This is a genomic window from Halosolutus amylolyticus (genome assembly GCF_023566055.1).
In the GTDB taxonomy this organism is placed as follows: domain Archaea; phylum Halobacteriota; class Halobacteria; order Halobacteriales; family Natrialbaceae; genus Halosolutus; species Halosolutus amylolyticus.
In genome coordinates, this window is record NZ_JALIQP010000001.1 from 71,815 (window position 1) to 88,411 (window position 16,597).

The following is a 16,597-nucleotide window of genomic DNA, read 5'->3' on the forward strand; positions in this document are numbered from 1 at the left end:
CGATCGGTGTGACCGATCGGGACACAGACGTCCCCGAGACATCTCTGGGGCACTCGAGCGGCGTCGTGAAAAACTGTCGTCAGGACTCGTCCTGGCTGTGTTCGCTGAGGACGGTCGCGATGGTCTGGGAGACCTCTTCGATCGCGACGGCGTTGGTCTTCCGGAGGTCGTCCCGATCCTGTGCCGCTCCGAGGTGCCGCAACGCTTCCCGGAGGTGGTACTCGGTATCGTGGTCGGTTTCCCCGGTCATGGCGGAGATGCACGTAACCGATTCGAACGGGTAAGCGTCTCGGTGGTGGTCGCGGCGTCGACGATCGGCGGCACCGATGGATTCAAGCCTACTTGTCGTAACTCAAGTACAATGGTTGATTCCAGCAGGACCACCCTGTTCGAACGGATCGCAACGGGGCTCGAGCGGTTCCCGTGGAGGGATCGATGAGGGGGTTCGTCCTCGGCGGCGTCAGCTCCGGCGTCGGCAAAACGGTCGCGACGCTCGCGGTTATCCAGGCTCTCGAGGACGCCGGCCACGACGTCCAGCCCGCCAAAGCGGGGCCGGACTTCATCGACCCCAGCCACCACGAGGCGATCGCTGGACGGCCCTCTCGAACCCTCGACCTGTGGCTCGCGGGCGAGGACGGCCTGCGGCGTAACTACGCCCGCGGCGAGGGGAATATCTGTGTCGTCGAAGGCGTCATGGGCCTGTACGACGGCGACGGGTCGAGCACCGCGATGGTCGCCGAGGCGCTCGGCCTCCCCGTGGTGCTGATCGTCGACGCCGCGGCGGGGATGGAGAGCGTCGCCGCGACGGCCCTCGGGTTCCGGGAGTACGCCGACCGGATCGGCCGCGAGGTCGACGTTGCGGGCGTCGTCGCCCAGCGCGCCCACGGCGGCCGCCACGAGGAGGGGATCCGCGAGGCGTTGCCGTCCGAAATCGAGTACTTCGGGCGGATTCCGCCGAACGACGACCTCGAGATTCCCGACCGCCACCTCGGTCTCGAGATGGGCGACGAGGCGGCGCTGCCCCGGGAAGCGCTTCGGGAAGCTGCCGACTCGCTCGTAACCGAACGGCTCGTCGAGGCGGCGAGCGAGGCCGAACAGCCCGTGGCGTCGGCGGCCGAGCCCGATCCCGTCGACGCCACGGTCGCGGTCGCCAGCGACGCCGCCTTCTGCTTCCGGTATCCGGCGACGATCGAGCGCTTCCGCGAGCGGGCCGAACTGATCACGTTCTCGCCGACCGCGGGCGATCCCGTGCCCGACTGCGACGGCGTCTACCTGCCCGGCGGGTACCCCGAACTGCACGCCGAAGACCTCGAATCGGCGGGGACGCTCGCGGAACTCGGCGATCGGGCCAGCGAGGGACTCCCCGTCCTCGGCGAGTGCGGCGGCCTGATGGCCATGAGCCAGACGCTGACGACCGCGGCGGGCGATCGGCACGAGATGGCCGCCATTTTGCCGGCCGACGTGCGGATGCACGATCGGTACCGGGCGCTCGATCACGTCGAACTCGAGGCGACCCGCGGAACGCTGACCGCCCGCACCGGGGAGTCGATCCGTGGCCACGAATTCCACTACTCCAGCGCCGATGTCGACGGCGACGCCCGGTTCGCCTTCGAGACGGTCCGCGGCGACGGCATCGACGGCGATCACGACGGCCTGACCGAGTACGCGTCGCTCGGCACCTACGCCCACGTCCACCCGGAGAGCGGCGCGTTCGATCGCTTTCTGGAAACGATCGCACGCTAAAGACGATCGTACCCTAAACGCGGTTTCCCGATCTATCGCCAGCGGTGCACAACAATACTTGTTTTACTCCAAGCACAACTTGGCAATCGTAGTTGTTCTACACCAACCAAAATTGTTTTAGGCCAGGGCTCTGTTCCACCGGGTGATGCCACCCATCGCGCTTCCACACGACGCGAAGGCCGGGCCGACCAAGCCTGAGGTCCGCGCCGTCGTGCAGTCGAAACTCGCACTCGCGGCCGACGATCACGTCGCGGAGGTCGGCTCCTGTACGGGAGCCATCACGATCGAATCCGCACGGCGAGCGGGGCGGGTAACCGCGCTCGAACGAAAGCCAGAGCGCCTCGAGACGACCGAGCGAAACCTCGCGGCGAACGCCGAGACGGTGCGGGCCGACGTCGAGTTACGGAACGCGGAAGCGCCCGCGGGCCTCCCCGACGACGCCGACGCGCTCTTTCTCGGCGGAAGCCGCAACTTCGAGGCCGTGCTCGACCACGCGGTCGAGACGAACGTCGATCGGATCGTGATGAACGTCTCGCGGCTCGAGGTCGCGGGGAAGGCGACCGAGGCGTTCCGCGAGCGCGGCCTGCTCGAGGAGGTCGTCCAGTTCCAGGTGAGCCACGGCTACGAACTCGCCGGCGCGACGAGTTTCGACGCGGACAACCCGGTGTACATGCTGGTCGGGAGCGCGACGGCCGACGAAGGAGACGAGACCGCCGAGGACGGGGAACCGATCGCCGCCGACGGCGGTCGGGTCACGGCGTCCGGAACCGCGATCGATACCGGAGGGGCGGATCGATGACCCTCTACGGCGTCGGACTCGGACCGGGCGAGGCCGATCTCGTCACCGTTCGCGGGAAACGGATCCTCGAGGGCGCGGACGTGGTCTACTCGCCGGGCCGCCTCTCGCGGACCGTGGCGCTCGAACACGTCGACGAGTCGGCGATCGGCGACCTGGAGTTCCCGATGACGAAAGACGAGGAGACGCTTCGGTCAGCGTGGAAGGAGGCCGCCGCCGAGATCGCCCCGAACGCGCGCGAGGGCGACGTCGCGTTCGTCACGCTCGGCGATCCGAACGTCTACTCGACGTTCGGCCACCTGCGCCGGACGATCGACGCCTTCCACGCCGACGTCGACTTGGAGATCGTCCCCGGAGTCAGCGCCGTCACCGCCTTCGCGACCGCGCTCGGCGTCGAGATCGAGGCCGGCGCGGGACTCTCCCTGCGCGAGGCCGCGAACGGTGCGAGTCCCACGGGCCCCGATCGGCTGATCCTGTTCAAAGTCACCGACGCGCCGGCGACCCACGAGGGACTCGTCGAGGCCGGCTACGAGGTGACCTACGGCCGCCGACTGTTCATGGAACAGGGCGAGACGATCGTCACGGACGACCCGGCGGCGATCGACGAGCGGGATTACTACACGCTCGCCTACGCCGAGAAGGCGGATCTCGACGTGGAGCGGGCGACGGCCGCGTTCGAGACCGACGACGAATCGGGTTCGGAGGAGGGATCGACGGGCGGTGAGCCCGTTGCTGATGGCGGTCGCGAAGTGAGCGACGGACTCGCCGCGCGCGAGCGCGCAGAGGGCTGTGAAGGCGGCGACTGTGGGGGGCACCGATGACCGACGACAGGGGGACCGATCCGCAGGACGCGATCGACTCCCGGGGCGACCGCCGGCGCGAGGAACTCGACGATCGGATCTTCGAGCACAGCGCCGGCGACGACCAGGAGGGGATCCCCTTCGTCGGTGCCGGCCCCGGGAACCCCCGGCTGCTGACCGTCGCGGGAAGGGAACTCCTCGAGGAGGCCGACCTCGTCGTCCACGCGGGGTCGCTGGTGAACAGCGAACTCCTGGACGAGTACTGCGACCACGCCGAACTCGTCAACTCGGTCGGCAAGGACCTCGAAGAACTGATCCCGCTGATGCGGGATGCCTACGAGGAGGACCGGAACGTCGTGCGACTGCACAGCGGCGATCCGGCCATCTACGGGGCTGCACTCGAGCAGATGGACGCGCTGGAACACGAGGGCGTCCCGACCTACTTCGTCCCGGGGGTCACGTCCGCGTTCGCCGCGAGCGCGACGCTTCGGACCCAGTTGACGCTCAACGAGGTCTCGAACCACGTCGCCTTCACACGGCCCCAGGGCAAGACCCTGAGCCCGGAGGAAGACCACATCTCCGACTTTGTCGAGATGGGCGACGTGACGACCTGCATCTACCTCGGGACCCACGCGGTCCGCGACACGATGGATCGACTGCTTGAGGACGGCCACGACCCCGAGACGCCGGTCGCGGTGATCTACCACGCGTCGTGGCCGGACGAGGACGTGATCGTCGGCTCGATCGGGGACATCGCGGACAGAGTCGAGGAAGCGGGTTACCGCGCCTCGGCGCTGGTCGTCATCGGCGACGCGGTCACGGGAGCGGGCTACGAACGCTCCTATCTCTACGGCGACTGGGCGAATCGGAGTTCGCCGGAGAACGCGAGCAAGAGTGAGGGAGGTGACGACTAGCATGCGCTGGCGTAGTCACCGCGAACACGGCGAGAGCCCCCACTTCGGTCGAGTCGGTGGACTGGACGGGGCTGTGGAACGTGGACGGGACAATTTCGATGCGATGGAGGTCGGACAATGAGTTCAGAGACCGAGAACACGGATACGACGGGCGATACTGGATCGGATTCCGACGGTGGCCACTGTTCGACGCCGGATTCGGACGGCGAAGTCGCGGAGGAGATCGCGATCGTCTCCTTCGGCCGGAAGATGGACACCGCCGAGGAGATCAAGGAGGAACTCGCGGATCGCTACGAGGCGATCGAGATCCTCGAGTACCACGGCGAGGTCTTCGAGGACCACTGGGGCGAGTACGACTGCTTCGTCGGCCTGATGGCCTCGGGGATCGCGATGCGCAAGACGGCCCACCTGCTCGACGACAAGTGGGAGGACCCCGCGATCTGCGTCGTCGACGAGGAACTCACCTGGGCGATCCCGATCACGGGCGGCCACCACGGCGCGAACCAGGTCGCACAGGACCTGGCGACGATGGGTGCCGTCCCGGCGATGACCACCGCCTCGGAAGCCGCGGGCAAGCAGGGCGTCGAGTCCCGTGCGAAGGCGATGGACGCCCACGTCGTCAACGGCGACTCGACGGTCAAGACGAACCTCGCCGTGCTGGACGACGACCTCGGTCCCGTGGCGCGACTCGACGGCCCGCGAGCCGTCCTCGTCGGCGACGACGTGACGGTCCTCAAGCGCAACGAGCAGGAGGGGTGCGTCCTCGGCACGGGGAGCGTCTCCGGTGCGAGCACGGACGCGTTCCTCGCCGCGTGGGACGAAGCGCTCGATCGAACCGAGTACGACCTCGAGGACGTCGAGTTCGTGGGGACCGCGACCCGGAAAGAAGACGAGGACGGACTGCTCGAGGCTGCCCGGGAACTCGATCTGGGCGTGGTCACCTTCGACAAGGAGACCCTGCTCGACCACGAGGGGCCGACCCCCTCCAGATCGAAGGAGTTGATCGGCTGGCCCGGCGTCTCCGAGGCCTCGGCGATCGCCGGCGGGGCCGAGCAGGAACTCGTCCTCGAGAAACTCAGCTACGAGAACGAGGTCACGGTGGCGATCGGCCGATGAGCGGGAGCGAGACCGAACCCACGGACGCGACGGCCGGCGGCACCCCCGACGACCACGGCACCCTCTACGTCGTCGGCATCGGACCGGGTCTGCCGGACCACATGACCGTGAAGGCAAAGCGGGTCATCGAATCGGCGGACGTCGTCATCGCCTCGAGTCTCTACCAGGCGTTCCTGCGCGAGGACGGCACGCTCCCCCCGGAGGAGGCAGTCGACGAGGACGGGATCGCGACCCGAGGAGACGGGTTCGAACAGGAGATCGTCCGATCGACGATGGGGCGACAGATCGAACTCGCCCGCGCGGCGTTCGACTACGTCCGCGAGGGGAAAGACGTCGCGCACGTCTCCGGCGGTGACCCGTCGGTCTACGGCAAGTCCGATCTCGTCTTCACGATGGCCGAGGAGGAGGACGCGACGGACGTGCCGATCGAGATCGTTCCCGGCCTGACCGCGGCGCTGGGCGGGGCGGCCAACGTCGGCGCACCGCTGTGCAACGACTTCTGTACCGTCTCGCTGTCGGACAAGTGGCGCGGCTGGGACGAGATCGAGGAGAAACTGCGCGCGGCGGCGATCTCGGACTTCGTGATCGTCCTGTACAACTGCTGGCGCAACTACGAACGGGCCGTCGAGATCGTCCGCGAAGAACGCACCGACGACGCCTACGTGGCGATCGTCAACGACGCCGGCCGCGCGGACGCCGGCCGCAACGGCGAGAGCGAGTTCGTCACGACCCTCGGCGAGGCCGCCGACCACGATGACAGAGTGTCGGGAATGGGCACCTCGCTGATCATCGGCACCCACGAGACCGAAACCTGGCGCAACGACGATCGAACGTACCTGGTCACCCCGCGCGGCGGGCGTGACGTCGACGATTTCTGACCAACAGCCATGAGCACGGACACCGACGCAGACGCCGACGACGAATCGACCTCGAAGTGTGGTGCGACGACCGAAACCGAGACCGACGCCTCGTCTTCGGAGTCGAAGTGCGGCGCCTCTTCGAGCACCGCGGACGACTCGAGTAGCAAATGCGGCGCTTCGAGTTCCTCGTCATCCTCGGGCAAGTGTGGCGCCTCGAGTTCGGACGACGAATCTCACGAACAGGAGGTCGGCGCGACGATCGAGGACTTCGACGCGGACCCCGGCCAGTTGACGGCCGTCGGGCTCGGCCCCGGTCACCCGGAGGGGATGACCGAGCGCGCCAAGACCGCCCTGCTCGAGGCCGACCACATCGTCGGCTACACGACCTACATCGAACTCGTTCCGGACGAGATCACCGAGAGGGCCGACGAGATCTACGACACGCCGATGTGCGGCGAAGTCTCCCGGACCGAGGAGGCGATCGATCGCGCGCTCGCGGGCAACGACGTCGCCATCGTCGGCAGCGGCGATCCGAACGTCTACGCGCTCGCGGGGCTGGCACTCGAGATTCTCGAGTCCAAGGGTGCGACGGCGTCGATGGTCGAGTTCGACGTGGTGCCGGGCGTCCCGGCGGCCCAGTCCTGTGCGGCCCGGCTCGGCGCACCGCTGGTGAACGACACCGTCTCGGTCTCGCTGTCGGATCACCTCGTCCCGATGCCCGAGATCGAGTCGCGACTGCACGCGGTCGCGAGCGAGAACTTCACGATCACGATCTACAACCCCTGGAGTCGCAAGCGTCGGGAGAACTTCGAGAAGGCCTGCGAGATCCTGCTGACGCATCGCGATCCCGACACGCCGGTCGGCATCGTTCACGGCGCCGGCCGCGAGGACGAGCAGGTGCTGATCACCGAACTCGGCGAACTCGAAGCCCTCGGCGAGCACGAGATCGTCGACATGACGACGACGATCGTCGTCGGCACCGAGGACACCTACGTCTGGGACGATCGGATGGTCACACCGCGTGGCTACGAGACGAAGTACGACTACTGAGACGACTGCCGACCACCGACACACTACTATGCCACGATACGAAGTCACCATCGAGAAGGACGCCTGTGACGGCATCTTCGCCTGCCTGACCCGGGATCCGCGGTTCGTCGAAGGCGACGACGGCCTCGCGACGATCGACCCCGGCGCAGACCCGGTGTACGACTGCGAGGGCGCGGTCACGGACACCGCGGAGCGCGTCGTTGCGACGTTCGACGACGATCGGATCGACGAGGCGAGACGGGCCGCGGCGGCGTGTCCGACAGACGCGATCGTCGTCGAGGAGGTGGCCGAATGAGCGACGCGGAGTCGCCGATCGACGACGAGGTGACCGGAATCGAGATCCAGGTGCCGGCCGACCCCCTCGCGGGACATCCCGCGACGGCCTACTTCTGGGGCCACGTCGCCGGAAGCGGGACGGTCAGCGACGCGGGCATCGACGTCGTCACGAACGACGAGGCGTCCGCGCAGGTGCTCGCGGCGATCGCGGGCGGTGAACTCGAGCACCGGACGATCAGTCGCGAGTACGCTCACGACGCGTCGATCACACGGACCGAGGACGAGTACACGCTCTCGATCGAGGCCGGGGACGCCGATGGCGAGGACGACGCGCACCTCCTCGGACGACGCGGGGCGATCGGCCTCCCCGTCGACGGCCGCGGTAACTACCGATTCGGCGCGTTCTCGGCGTACGATCGGGAACTGCTCCGGGGTCTGCTCGAGGGCTGTGGAACGATCTGTTTCAAGTCCTCGAGCGCCAGTGTGGGAATCTCGTTCGTCCACGACGATCGGGACCTGCTCGCGTTCGTGCAGGATTCGATCGCCGACTGTCCGGTCGACGCACCCCTGGGCGATCTCTCCGAGACGTCTTCGGGCGGCTACTGGTTCGGCGTCGACGACGACGCCGCGCCCGCGTTCGGCACCTGGCTCTACGAGGACTGCGAGGAGACCGGCCTGTTCGCCCCGAGTCGCCGACGCAAACTCGAACGGAGCCTCGAACAGGCCGCGGCGTACGACGATCCCCAGCAGTAACCCACGCACACGAAATACGATGAGCACACCTGACGACACCCCGTCCACGACGGCCTTCGACGACGAGGCGGTCCTCCTGGTGGGACACGGCTCCCGCCGGGAGAAGTCGAACGAGCAGGTCCGGGACCTGGCGGCCGACCTCGAGTCCCGACTGGGGATTCCGGTCGACGCGGCGTTCCTCGAACTCGCGGAGCCGGCGATCGACGAGGCGTTCGCCGAACTCGCGACGATCGTCTCGCGGGTTACGGTCGTCCACTGTTCGCTGTTCGCCGCGAGCCACGTCAAGAACGACGTCCCGCTGGCGATCGAACAGGCCCGCGCGGCCCACGACGTCGAGATCGCCAACGGCTCCCACCTGGGGATTCACCCGGCGATCGTCGACCTGCTCGACGATCGGGCCGCCGCGGTCGAGCGCGAACTCGGCGTCGACCGGGGGACCGACGACGTCGCCGTCGTCCTCTGCGGGCGCGGGTCGAGCGATCCGGACGCCAACGGCGACGTCCACAAACTGGCCCGGTTGCTGTACGAGGGGCGGGCGTTCGATCGCGTGGAGGCCTCGTTCGTCGGCGTCACGGAGCCGACGCTGGAGGAGTCCCTTCACGGACTCTCGAAACACCGGCCGGACGCGGTCGTCGTCCTGCCGTACATGCTCGGGGACGGCGTCCTCACCCAGCGGGTTCGGGACTGGACCGCAGCGTTCGACGACGAGTATCCCTACGTCGATGCGCTGGCGGGCGACCCGCTCGGGACCGACTCGCGGCTGCTCGACGTCTTCGCCGATCGGTGGCAGGAGGCCCGGACGGGTAGCGTCGAGATGTCCTGTGATACCTGCAAGTACAAGGTCGACCTCGAGGGCTACGAGGAGGACGTCGGCGGCGCACGGGCGATGCTCCGCGCGCTCGCCCACCAGGGGGCCCACGCCGATCGGGACGACGTCGACGACGAGCCACACAGTCACGACGGGCCCGCGAAACACGTCGCGGTGTGTACGAACCGGACCTGTGCCGAGATGGGGTCCCCAGCGGTAATCGAACGGCTTCGCCAGGCGGCCCGCGACTCCGACCACTGCGACGCCCGGATCACCCGATCGTCCTGTCTCGGCCGCTGCGGTGACGGCCCGATGGTCGCCGTCTATCCCGACGGGATCTGGTACGGCGACGTCGACCGCAACGACGCCGAGCGGATCGTCACCGACCACCTCGATCGCGATCGGATCGTCAGCGACCTCGTCGATCGGACGCTGTAGGAGTTGCATCGCTCGCCGAACACACGACTGCCGACACGACTCACCACGCACCACCATGAGCTGTCACGAAATCGAAGCGCTACGACTCGGACTGATGACCGTCCTCGGCGTCGGGGACGAGAGCACCCGCGACCACGCGGCGAAAGAACTCGATGGCCATCTGGAGGGACCGATCGAGGGACTCGCGAACGCCGAGAGCCTCGCCGAACTCCAGCGCCACCTCGACGCGGCGCTGGTCGACCTGGAGGAGGAGGTCGCGACGATGGATCGCGAGGATCCGGCCTACGACTACACCCGCGGCCGTCTGCTCGAGGTTCGTAACGCCGAGCGGGCGGTCCAGCGACTCACTGCGCAGGGAGAGAGCATCGTCGACGGCCTCGGCGAGGCGCACGACACCCTCCACGAAACGTTCCCCGTAGAGGAGTGAGAATGGCGAGTTCCGAATCCGACACCGGCGCACGAGCCGATCGGAACGGCGAGTTCCGGCAACTCAGCCTCGGCGAGATCGAGGCCGCGCGGAGTCGCCACACGTGGACTCGATCGGCCGTCCACGTCACCGGCGACCTCGTCCTCGCGGGACGGTGGGACGGCACCGTTACCGCGTTCGACGCCGACTCGCTCGAGACGCGGTGGACGGCTTCCCACCCGGATCACGCGGTCGGGATCGCGACGCTCGAGGACGGAACCGGGACGGGAAGCGGCACCGACGCCGACGCGATCGTCGTCGCCGGTCGCGGCGAGACGGGGACGATTGCGGCCTACAACGCCGAAACCGGGGCTAAGCAGTGGCGCTACGACACCGCGGCCGACGTCGGCGACCCCGTCAGGGACTCCGTCTTCTACCTGCCGTACGTCGTCGCGATCGAGGCCGGCGACACGGACGCGGGCGACGAACGGCTCTACGCCGCGGCCCGCCGGTACGAACGGGACGGTGATGTTCGGCGCTGGTACAGCACCGTCCTCGCGTTCGACGCCGACGGCACCGTTCGCTGGCGGTACGAGACCGACGCCTCGCCGATCGCGATCGACCTCGCCCCCGACGGAGACCGACTGGCAGTCGGCTACAACCGCTGTCTGGGTGACCACGATCACGGCCTCGTCGTCCTCGACGCGGCGACCGGCGACCCGAAGTGGACGTGGGATCCCGGGACGCCGGGCGATCGGCGCGTCGGCGACGTCTCGTTCGACGGCGATCGACTCGCCGTCGCGAGCCACGGGGACAAGCGCGGCTACCTGCTCGGGCCGGGCGGTGCCGAGCGCTGGTGGGTCGACCTCGCGGTCGAGACCGAGATCGACGGGGAGACGCTGTACGCCTACCCGAATCACGTCTCCGCGAGCGACGGTCGCGTCGCGTTCGTGACCGGCAACACCTACGCCGAAGAGAGCCGCGAGACCGAGAATCGGCACCCGAACGAACACCGCGTTACGGTCGTCGACGCCGCGGGCGATCCCGTGTGGGACGACGCGGTCCGTGGCTTCGTCCACGGACTCGCCGCTGCCGACGGGACGATCGTCGCGCCCTGCGCGCAGAACTTCCGGGTCCGGGATCCCGGGACCCACGCCATCCGCTGGTTCGATCGCGAGACGGGCACCGGCGGCGTCGAGGGGTTCGACGGGATCGCGACCGCGGCCGCCGTCGCGGACGGGACGATCGCCGCCATCGAGGAACCCGTCGAGTACCACGACGAGAGTGAGACGCGCGGCGAGTACGCCGTTCACGTCGGATCGGTCGACGGGTGCTGACTCGTTCGATCGACGCCGAGGTCCGGTCTCGAACGTCGATCCGTCGCTCTGTCGATCGTCGTCGGTACTGACAGTCGCACACGCAAGGGCAACCCCCACAACGCTGTCTCCCGTCTGTATTTTCGAATAATGACAGCGGGACCAGAAACTGATACCAGCGACGAGTGTTCGGATCCCGTAGTGGTCGGATCCACCTCGAGCCGTCCCGACGGGGTCGATCGACGGGCCCAGCCGTCCCGACGGGTGATGACCGACGGCGGGCAGGCACAGGCCGAACCCGAGGCGGACGACGAGAGCGAGGCAGACACCGAAGAGGAAGCCGAGGACGATGGTGAAGCTGACGCCGGAGAAGAGACAGAAGGGGCCGAAGAGGAGGCTGAAGCGGAGCCAGCAGAGGTCGAAGAGGAGTCGGAAGGGGTCGAAGAGGAGCCAGCAGAGGCCGAGGAAGACGAAGCTGAAGAAGAAGACGAAGAGGGACTGGACGTAACCGGAGACCTCGTCGAAGACGATCGCGCGGAGGGGCACGCCGACGACGCCGAAACCGTGTACGAGGGTGACGACGCCTCCGGCGTCCTGCACCTCGATCTCGACGGCCTGTTCCTGGACCTGCTCGGGCTCGAGGTCAACCTGAACCCGGTCACCCTCGACGTCTCGGCCCGGCCCGGGGGTGGCAATTTACTCGGGAACTTGCTGTCCGCGGTGACGGGCCTGCTGGACGGCCCGGGTGCGCTGCTGGACAAGGTGACGTCGCTGCTGGGGAAGCCACTGGAGTGGCTCGGTTCCCTGACGGACAAGCTGAAGTCGATACTCGGCAAGCCGAAGGAGTGGCTCGGCTCCCTGTCGGAGCGGGTAAAGAGCGGGCTCAGCGATCTGGTCCGTAAACCCGGAGCCTTCCTCAGGAGTCTCTTCGGTCGTGGTGAGGCGGAGGATATCGAAGAAGGAGCGGCAGAAGAACCGGTCGGCGAAGAGGAAGGGGAAGAAGCGGAGGCCGAACCCGGACGAATCGCCTCGGCGGTCCAGTGGGTCCGATCGACACTGTCGGGCGCGGCGGGCTGGCTGAAGGAGAAACTCGTCGGTCTCGTCCCGGGACTCCCGGTAGAGGAGGTCATCGCGACGATCGTTCGGAGCGTGATCCAGCAACTCCTCGAGCAACTCGAACCGGAAGGTGAACGCGACGAAGCGGACGCACAGGAGGGCGCACCAGCGGAAGCATAACAATGAGTCAGGAAACCGAATCGATGACCCAGCGGATCGACTACGAATCGATCACCGAGAACATCAACCTCGACGAGTTGATCGAGGGAACCCAGTGGGAGGACCAGATCGACGAGGACGAACCCCTCGGAGAGGCACTCGGTGCGATGATCGGCGCAGTTATCGGCCGAAAGCTCGGCGAGACCCTCGGTCGATCGATCGGACATCTCGTCGTCGAGGAACTCTTCGGGAAGAAAGACGAGGCGGAGGAAGAAGAAGCCGCCGAGGAAGCGGAGAAAGAAGAAGCAGTCGAGGAAGCGGAGGAAGAGGAAGCCGTCGAGGAAGCAGAAGAAGCGGCCGACGAAGAAGGGACCGAGGAGGCAGAGGACGAAGAGACAGAAGGCGAGGGTGAAGAAGCGGAAGCCGAGGCGGACGAAGACACTGCCGACGAGAGTGAGGAAGCCGAGGCAGAAGACGACGGCGACGACAGTGACGAGGAGGGCTAAACCCGTGACGACGACTCGTTCCATCGACGATCGATCGACGCGAGGTGACGCGGATGAGTGACGATTCCGGGCTGACGGAGGCCGTCACCACCGAGGTCACGAATCAGGTCGGCGTTGCCGAACTGCTCGGCGACGGCGATATCGAGGACGAGATCGACGGCGACGAGATCGGGGCGGCAGTCGGCCGCCGGTTCGGCGAGCGGATCGGTCGGGAACTGGGCGGTTCGATCGGCCGCGAGGTCCACGAGGCGCTCGCGCAGGGTGTCGAGGAAGAGAAGGACCTCTCGGAGCTTCGATCCGACGTCACGTCGGGAGTCAAGGAGGGGTTCGGTGACGCCCTGGACGAACTCGGCGGGCGGGAGGCCCTCGAATCGCTGGCCGGGTCGGTCACCGACGGGGGTCGACTGGGAGGGATACTCGATCGCGACGAGTCCGCAGGCGAGTCGGCGATCGAAGATGAGGAAGCGCCAGAGGAGGACGAAACGGCGGAGGAAGATGAGGAAGCGCCAGAGGAGGACGAAACGGCGGAGGAAGATGAGGAAGCGCCAGAGGAGGACGAAACGGCGGAAGAAGAGGATGAAGCGGCAGAGAAAGACGAATCGTCAGAGGAAGAGGAGGAAGCGCCAGAAGAAGAGGAGGCGGCTGAGAAGGCTGACGAGGACGAATCCGATTCCGAACCGTCGGCCGAAGACCTCGAGGATCTCAGGCGGGAGACGCTGGCGGACTTCCTCGGGGTGATGTCCTACCAGGACCTCCAGTCGATCGCCAAGGACGTCGACGTCAAGGCGAACCTGAGTCGGGAGGAGATGACCGACGAGATCATCGAGACGGTGACGAGCGACGACGAGGCGTCGGCAGGTGAGGACGGCGAGTCGACGGGCGACGATGGGGAGTCTGCGGACGAAGCGACCCAGGAAGCGGAGTGACCGCCACGATCGACGACGATCGAGGGACGACGGGAGCAAGCACACACATGAGCGAGAATCTATCCGAACGAGTCGACGAACTGCTGACCGAGGCCGACGCCGCGAGCGGGGCAGCCCTCTCTCGCGGGGGCGAGGACTCGGGAGATCCATCGATCGGCGAGACCGCCCGGGAAGCGAGCGAGATCGTCGACTCGGCCGATCCGCAGGACCTGCTCGCCGCAGTCGGCCTCGACACGCTTCCCGACGGCTCCGAACCGGACACGATCCCCGACGCGATCGCGCGAGGTGACCCGGAGCGGGTGGCCGATCTCGAGCGGGTACTGCACCTCGCGAACCTGGCCGATCGAACCGGCGACGGCGAGCTCGACGACGCGGTCGGGAGCCTCAGGGAAGCGATCGAGTCAGGAGACGGGACGGGGGAGTCGTCAAAGAGCGAGGCCGGGGACGAGTCCAGCGACGAAGCCGAGGCGGAGGCGGAGTCCGAGGGCGAACCCGGGCCCGGAGACGAGGATACGGACGATCTCGAGGACCGGATCCGATCGACCCTGTCCGATCGGGTGGCCGACTTCGGCGACGACGTCTCGTCGCTCCAGGAGCAACTGGAAGCGGCGGTTGGCGAGGCGTCCAGTGACGAAACTGACGAGGCGGCGACAGCGGACGACGAGGTCGAGGAGACGACGGCCGAAGCGGAGGAACCCGCAGACGCCGAGTCCGCGGACGAAAACGGCCTTCTCGGGACCGACGAGGACGGCCTTCTCGGCGCGGACCAGGGCCTGCGGAGCGGGTCGAGCGAGTCCTCCAGACACTCCACGATGGCGCCGCCGCCGTCCGAGCGAGCGGACATGCGCGCCGTCAGGCGCCACTCGACGATGCCGAAGAAGAACTGAGGAGTCCGATCGCGACGGCAGGATAGCGCGCGCTGAAGCCTTATCCTCCCATCAGTCGTGGCACCCCTATGTCGAGACACGTCAGCGAGAAACAGGTCCGCGACTGGCTGGACGACACGGCGATCAGGGACGTCACGCGCCACGCGGACGAGGACACCGAGTTCAACTTCCAGATCGAACTCTCGCGGCTGCCGGTACACGTTATCAAAGAGGAGCCGTTCGCCCCGATTCGGATCGTCGGTCGAAGCGGGTTCGACACCGATCGCGCGAAGGATCTGCTCCGGGACGATCGACGCCGGAGCGAATTGCTGGAGTACGTCGGGCCGATGCTCGCGTCGACGCCGGGGTTCTACACGTTCCTCGACCCCGAGGGCGCTGCCTGTCAGTTACGGGACGCGGAGACGGTACAGGTCGAGTACCGGATCTATCCCGACGGGGCGAGTCAGCAGCGGTTGATGGACGGCGTCATGTCGATCGCGACGAGCATGCGGTACGTCCAGAACGTCGTTGCGGCAGTGTCGGCGGGCGAGGAAACCGACGCCTAGGGGACTTCGACCGAGCGAACACCAGACTACTGGCTCGTTGCGGGTCGATCGGGAGCGTCGCCACGATCGGGTGAGGGAGTTTAGTGCCGGGGCCCCCTCTCGTCGGGTATGTACGACGGGATCCTCGTCGCCACGGACGGCAGCGACGCCGCGATGGACGCGACCGAGCACGCGATCGACCTCGCGAAGGAGTTCGATGCCTCGCTCTCCAGCATCGCCGTCGTCGAGACCCGGACGACCTACGACAACGCGATCGTCGACCCCGAGGAAGCAGAACGCGCGCTTCGCGAGCAGGCCGAGGAATCGATCGCGGCCGTCGAGGCCGCCGCCAGCGACGCGGGCATCGACGTCGAGACGACGATTCGATCGGGCGTTCCCCACGAGGAGGTCGTCGACTACGCGGCCGAACGCGGCGTCGACGTGGTCGTCGTCGGTGCGGAGGGACGATCGAACCTCAGGCGGGCACTGCTCGGGAGTACCGTCGACGGCGTCGTCAGGTTCGCCGATCGACCGGTGCTCGTCGTTGGAAATTGAAAACTGATTTTACATTTATAAATTCGTTCGAGAGGGGGAGGGCGAACATTTACGACCGTTCTCGTTAGAGATAACGCCATGACACTCCTCGTCCCCTTCGACGGCTCGGAACTGGCGACGAACGCGCTCGAGAAAGCGTCGACCTTCGGCGACCTGCTCGACGAAGACGTCGTCGTGCTGACGGTGATCCCCGACGACGCGGACTACGCCGTGGAACGGGGCTGGATCACGCAGGGCGAACCGTTCGCGTCGGAGCGGATCGAGTCGGGACTTCGATCGCGGGCCGAGGAGGTCGCACCGGAGGCGACGGTCCGGGTCGAGCGAGTCAGTTCCGACGAACCGACGGCGACGGCGACGACGAACGTCGTCCGTGAGATCCGACGCGTCGCCGCGGAGGTCGAGGCCTCCGTCGTGTTCATCGGCTCCGAAAACGCCGGGTCGGTGATCGCCCCGCAGTCGAGCGTCGGGAGCCCCGTCGCGAACGACCACCGGTACGACGTCTACGTCGTTCGCCGCCCCTCCGACGAGATCGACCCCGACGAAATCTCGGACATCGACTCGACGAGGGACCAGTTCTAGCGGTCGACGAACGGGTTCGGTGAACGCGCCCGGTCGGTCGAGGCGTTCGACGGTCACGCCGCGGACCGGGTGCCGATTTCGCATCGCTGGAGGAACGTTTATTCGTCTGACCGTCCTCGATTCGCACGA

Annotated in this window: 20 protein-coding genes; 19 read left to right on the plus strand and 1 reads right to left on the minus strand. The window is 67.2% G+C overall.

The features are described 5' to 3' along the window. Window positions 1-79: 79 nt before the first annotated feature. A complete protein-coding gene (locus MUN73_RS00375) occupies window positions 80-250 on the minus strand; it encodes a hypothetical protein (protein ID WP_250138470.1) in 171 nt (56 codons plus the stop codon). A gap of 185 nt (window positions 251-435) precedes the next feature. Here MUN73_RS00375 and MUN73_RS00380 point away from each other — a divergent pair, with 185 nt between their 5' ends. From MUN73_RS00380 to MUN73_RS00470, 19 genes are all read left to right on the plus strand, one after another. After that, window positions 436-1,743: a cobyrinic acid a,c-diamide synthase gene (locus MUN73_RS00380; protein WP_250138471.1), complete on the plus strand. Its 1,308-nt coding sequence runs from the start codon at window positions 436-438 to the stop codon at window positions 1,741-1,743. Window positions 1,744-1,888: 145 nt separating this feature from the next. Next, window positions 1,889-2,542, plus strand: a complete 654-nt coding sequence (cbiT, locus tag MUN73_RS00385) for a precorrin-6Y C5,15-methyltransferase (decarboxylating) subunit CbiT (RefSeq protein WP_250138472.1) — start codon at window positions 1,889-1,891, stop codon at window positions 2,540-2,542. Next, window positions 2,539-3,360 (plus strand): cobalt-factor II C(20)-methyltransferase, encoded by an 822-nt coding sequence (locus tag MUN73_RS00390; RefSeq protein ID WP_250138473.1) that lies wholly within the window; start codon window positions 2,539-2,541, stop codon window positions 3,358-3,360. Before cbiT ends, MUN73_RS00390 begins: the two co-directional genes overlap by 4 nt. After that, window positions 3,357-4,253: a cobalt-precorrin-4/precorrin-4 C(11)-methyltransferase gene (locus MUN73_RS00395; protein ID WP_250138474.1), complete on the plus strand. Its 897-nt coding sequence runs from the start codon at window positions 3,357-3,359 to the stop codon at window positions 4,251-4,253. The genes MUN73_RS00390 and MUN73_RS00395 overlap by 4 nt, the downstream gene beginning before the upstream one ends. 117 nt (window positions 4,254-4,370) lie before the next feature. Further along, window positions 4,371-5,369, plus strand: a complete 999-nt coding sequence (gene cbiG, locus MUN73_RS00400) for a cobalt-precorrin 5A hydrolase (RefSeq protein ID WP_250138475.1) — start codon at window positions 4,371-4,373, stop codon at window positions 5,367-5,369. Then, complete coding sequence (locus tag MUN73_RS00405; protein WP_250138476.1) at window positions 5,366-6,247, plus strand: precorrin-3B C(17)-methyltransferase; 882 nt, start codon at window positions 5,366-5,368, stop codon at window positions 6,245-6,247. The genes cbiG and MUN73_RS00405 overlap by 4 nt, the downstream gene beginning before the upstream one ends. A 9-nt stretch (window positions 6,248-6,256) precedes the next feature. Beyond that, window positions 6,257-7,279: a precorrin-3B C(17)-methyltransferase gene (cobJ, locus tag MUN73_RS00410; protein WP_250138477.1), complete on the plus strand. Its 1,023-nt coding sequence runs from the start codon at window positions 6,257-6,259 to the stop codon at window positions 7,277-7,279. 28 nt (window positions 7,280-7,307) lie between these two features. Continuing rightward, entirely contained in the window at window positions 7,308-7,574 is a 267-nt protein-coding gene (locus tag MUN73_RS00415) for a ferredoxin (protein WP_250138478.1), read from the plus strand. Further along, the gene (locus MUN73_RS00420; RefSeq protein ID WP_250138479.1) at window positions 7,571-8,308 is read left to right on the plus strand and encodes a cobalamin biosynthesis protein; all 738 of its coding nucleotides are present in this window, start codon (window positions 7,571-7,573) and stop codon (window positions 8,306-8,308) included. The genes MUN73_RS00415 and MUN73_RS00420 overlap by 4 nt, the downstream gene beginning before the upstream one ends. Before the next feature lie 19 nt (window positions 8,309-8,327). Next, on the plus strand, window positions 8,328-9,554 hold the full coding sequence (locus MUN73_RS00425; RefSeq protein WP_250138480.1) for a CbiX/SirB N-terminal domain-containing protein: 1,227 nt from the start codon (window positions 8,328-8,330) through the stop codon (window positions 9,552-9,554). A 55-nt stretch (window positions 9,555-9,609) separates the two neighbouring features. Further along, window positions 9,610-9,981, plus strand: coding sequence for a DUF3209 family protein (locus tag MUN73_RS00430; protein ID WP_250138481.1), 372 nt, complete (start codon window positions 9,610-9,612; stop codon window positions 9,979-9,981). Window positions 9,982-9,983: 2 nt separating this feature from the next. Continuing rightward, window positions 9,984-11,297: an outer membrane protein assembly factor BamB family protein gene (locus MUN73_RS00435; RefSeq protein ID WP_250138482.1), complete on the plus strand. Its 1,314-nt coding sequence runs from the start codon at window positions 9,984-9,986 to the stop codon at window positions 11,295-11,297. Between the two features lie 180 nt (window positions 11,298-11,477). Further along, a complete protein-coding gene (locus MUN73_RS00440; RefSeq protein ID WP_250138483.1) occupies window positions 11,478-12,512 on the plus strand; it encodes a DNA primase in 1,035 nt (344 codons plus the stop codon). A 2-nt stretch (window positions 12,513-12,514) separates the two neighbouring features. Beyond that, window positions 12,515-12,997 carry a hypothetical protein gene (locus MUN73_RS00445; protein ID WP_250138484.1) on the plus strand — a complete coding sequence of 161 codons (483 nt, stop codon included), beginning with the start codon at window positions 12,515-12,517 and terminating at the stop codon, window positions 12,995-12,997. A gap of 53 nt (window positions 12,998-13,050) precedes the next feature. After that, the gene (locus tag MUN73_RS00450) at window positions 13,051-13,923 is read left to right on the plus strand and encodes a hypothetical protein (protein WP_250138485.1); all 873 of its coding nucleotides are present in this window, start codon (window positions 13,051-13,053) and stop codon (window positions 13,921-13,923) included. 47 nt (window positions 13,924-13,970) lie between these two features. After that, a complete protein-coding gene (locus MUN73_RS00455) occupies window positions 13,971-14,810 on the plus strand; it encodes a hypothetical protein (protein WP_250138486.1) in 840 nt (279 codons plus the stop codon). 68 nt (window positions 14,811-14,878) lie between these two features. After that, entirely contained in the window at window positions 14,879-15,355 is a 477-nt protein-coding gene (locus MUN73_RS00460; protein WP_250138487.1) for a type III secretion system chaperone family protein, read from the plus strand. 108 nt (window positions 15,356-15,463) lie between these two features. Further along, window positions 15,464-15,889: a universal stress protein gene (locus tag MUN73_RS00465; RefSeq protein WP_250138488.1), complete on the plus strand. Its 426-nt coding sequence runs from the start codon at window positions 15,464-15,466 to the stop codon at window positions 15,887-15,889. 78 nt (window positions 15,890-15,967) lie between these two features. Further along, entirely contained in the window at window positions 15,968-16,468 is a 501-nt protein-coding gene (locus MUN73_RS00470) for a universal stress protein (RefSeq protein ID WP_250138489.1), read from the plus strand. The last annotated feature ends 129 nt before the right edge of the window (window positions 16,469-16,597 follow it).

Coding starts and splice junctions, on each gene's coding strand:
- MUN73_RS00430 (WP_250138481.1), top strand. CDS start 9,610: ATGAGCTGTCACGAAATCGAAGCGCTACGACTCGGACTGATGACCGTC.
- MUN73_RS00405 (WP_250138476.1), top strand. CDS start 5,366: ATGAGCGGGAGCGAGACCGAACCCACGGACGCGACGGCCGGCGGCACC.
- MUN73_RS00460 (WP_250138487.1), top strand. CDS start 14,879: ATGTCGAGACACGTCAGCGAGAAACAGGTCCGCGACTGGCTGGACGAC.
- MUN73_RS00415 (WP_250138478.1), top strand. CDS start 7,308: ATGCCACGATACGAAGTCACCATCGAGAAGGACGCCTGTGACGGCATC.
- MUN73_RS00425 (WP_250138480.1), top strand. CDS start 8,328: ATGAGCACACCTGACGACACCCCGTCCACGACGGCCTTCGACGACGAG.
- MUN73_RS00470 (WP_250138489.1), top strand. CDS start 15,968: ATGACACTCCTCGTCCCCTTCGACGGCTCGGAACTGGCGACGAACGCG.
- MUN73_RS00420 (WP_250138479.1), top strand. CDS start 7,571: ATGAGCGACGCGGAGTCGCCGATCGACGACGAGGTGACCGGAATCGAG.
- MUN73_RS00390 (WP_250138473.1), top strand. CDS start 2,539: ATGACCCTCTACGGCGTCGGACTCGGACCGGGCGAGGCCGATCTCGTC.
- MUN73_RS00435 (WP_250138482.1), top strand. CDS start 9,984: ATGGCGAGTTCCGAATCCGACACCGGCGCACGAGCCGATCGGAACGGC.
- MUN73_RS00450 (WP_250138485.1), top strand. CDS start 13,051: ATGAGTGACGATTCCGGGCTGACGGAGGCCGTCACCACCGAGGTCACG.
- MUN73_RS00465 (WP_250138488.1), top strand. CDS start 15,464: ATGTACGACGGGATCCTCGTCGCCACGGACGGCAGCGACGCCGCGATG.
- cbiG (WP_250138475.1), top strand. CDS start 4,371: ATGAGTTCAGAGACCGAGAACACGGATACGACGGGCGATACTGGATCG.
- MUN73_RS00395 (WP_250138474.1), top strand. CDS start 3,357: ATGACCGACGACAGGGGGACCGATCCGCAGGACGCGATCGACTCCCGG.
- MUN73_RS00445 (WP_250138484.1), top strand. CDS start 12,515: ATGAGTCAGGAAACCGAATCGATGACCCAGCGGATCGACTACGAATCG.
- cobJ (WP_250138477.1), top strand. CDS start 6,257: ATGAGCACGGACACCGACGCAGACGCCGACGACGAATCGACCTCGAAG.
- MUN73_RS00375 (WP_250138470.1), bottom strand. CDS start 250: ATGACCGGGGAAACCGACCACGATACCGAGTACCACCTCCGGGAAGCG.
- cbiT (WP_250138472.1), top strand. CDS start 1,889: ATGCCACCCATCGCGCTTCCACACGACGCGAAGGCCGGGCCGACCAAG.
- MUN73_RS00380 (WP_250138471.1), top strand. CDS start 436: ATGAGGGGGTTCGTCCTCGGCGGCGTCAGCTCCGGCGTCGGCAAAACG.
- MUN73_RS00455 (WP_250138486.1), top strand. CDS start 13,971: ATGAGCGAGAATCTATCCGAACGAGTCGACGAACTGCTGACCGAGGCC.